The sequence below is a fragment of the Streptomyces calidiresistens genome, from assembly GCF_014141525.1.
GTDB lineage: Bacteria > Actinomycetota > Actinomycetes > Streptomycetales > Streptomycetaceae > Streptomyces > Streptomyces calidiresistens.
This window is the reverse complement of record NZ_VKHS01000997.1, coordinates 1-1,732: the sequence shown is the minus strand read 5'-3', so window position 1 is coordinate 1,732 and position 1,732 is coordinate 1. Positions and strand designations below refer to the sequence as shown.

The window sequence follows — 1,732 nt, the reverse complement described above, 5'->3', positions numbered from 1 at the left end:
GGGGTGGTGTCCCGGCGCCGGGACCCGGTGGGGGGATTCCCCGGTCACCGGGGCCCGGGAGCGGTACACCACCCTCGCGCCGCTGGGGAGTCGACCCGATGGTGCCGGTCGACTCCCCTCGCCGGCGCACCGCGCGCGGGGCGAACCCGGGCGCGCGGTGCGGGCGTGTTATCCCTCCGCCCTGGCCACCTCGGTGATGGCCTCGGTCACCTGCTCCGGAGTGGCGACCCCGGCGAACAGCTCGGCGACGCTGCTGTTGACCTGGCCGCCGACGGCCGGCGGGAACGCCTGGTCGAGGTAGAGCTGGAAGCCACCGGCGGCGGCCATGGTCTCGGCCACCACGCGCAGGTCCGGGTCCTCGACCAGCTCGATGGCCTCCTCGGTCACCGGCAGGCCGGCACCGGACTCGACGTACTGGGCGTGCTGCTCGGGGGCGGAGATGAAGACGAGGAAGTCCACCGCCTCCTTGGGAGCGTTGGCCGAGACGGCGAAGCCGTTGCCACCGCCGAAGACCTCGTCCAGGGAGCCCGCGCCGCCCTCGACCTCCGGGAAGGGGAAGAAGCCCAGGTCGTCACCGATGCCGCCGCCCGCGTCCGCCTGGACCGACGGGGCCCACTGGCCCATCAGCTCCATGGCGGCCCGGCCGCTGCCCATGAGGGCGGCCTGGCCGTCGGGGGTGGAGTAGTCGGCGCCCAGGTAGCCGTTCTGGAAGGGCTCCAGCTCGGCCAGCTCGCGCAGGCGCTCACCGGCCTCGACGAAGCCGGGGTGGGTGAAGTCGTTGGTGTGGGCGGCCTCCTCGAGGGCGTCCAGGCCCGCGACGCGCATCGCCAGGTAGGACCAGTAGAAGTGGCCGGGCCACTCCTCCTTGCCCGCGAGGGCGATCGGGGTGATGTCGGCGTCCTTGAGCGCCTGGACGGTCTCCAGGAACTCGGTCCAGGTGGTCGGCGGCTCCTCGATGCCGGCTTCCTCGAAGAGCGCCTTGTTGTACCAGAAGCCGACCATGCCCGCGTCGACGGGGATGCCGTAGGAGGCGCCGTTGATCCGGTAGGGCGCGATCGCGGCGTCGGTGAACTGGTCCATGGTGGTACCGCCCACCACGTCCAGGTCCTTCACCAGACCGGCCTCCACCTGCTGGGCCAGCACGCCGCCGCCCCAGGTGGAGTACACGTCCGGCATGTCGCCACCGGCGGTGATGGTGGTCATCTTGGACTTGAAGGCTTCGTTCTCCAGCGCGGTGACGTTCACCTTCACGCCGGGGTTCTGCTCCTCGAAGTCCTGAACCCACTGGTCGTAGATCGTGGCGGTCGGCTCGGTTGTGCCGATGTGCCACCAGTCGATCGTGACCCCGCCACCGGCGTCGGAATCGTTATCGGAGTTACCCCCACCGCAGGCGGCGAGCAGAAGGGTGGAGGCCACCAGAGCCATCGCACCCCGCCGACGTAGCGACATGATCGTGCCCCTTCGCACCAAAGCAGAAATTATCGGCCTGCTGTCGAAAAATTTGTAGGCGCACCATAGGAGGACACGGGGGCCACGTCAACGGATCTGACGCGGAGCTTTGGTTTTGGCAGGTCACCCGCCTCCGAACGGACCGATAATTTTCGGTGCGAGGCCCGAACGGAGGGGGGCCGAGTGGCCCCCCGGGTGGGTGATACGGCCCCCTTGGACGGGTGTGGCAGGAGGGTCCCGGCGGTGTTGCCGGGAGGTGATGGGGGCGATGATGGGGCGGGCG

The 1,732-nt window shown here is 70.1% G+C and carries 1 protein-coding gene; it reads right to left on the bottom strand.

The window, feature by feature from the left end; genetic code table 11:
• Positions 1–168 precede the first annotated feature (168 nt).
• Complete coding sequence (locus FOE67_RS24860; protein ID WP_323385461.1) at positions 169–1,425, bottom strand: extracellular solute-binding protein; 1,257 nt, start codon at positions 1,423–1,425, stop codon at positions 169–171.
• Positions 1,426–1,732 lie beyond the last annotated feature (307 nt).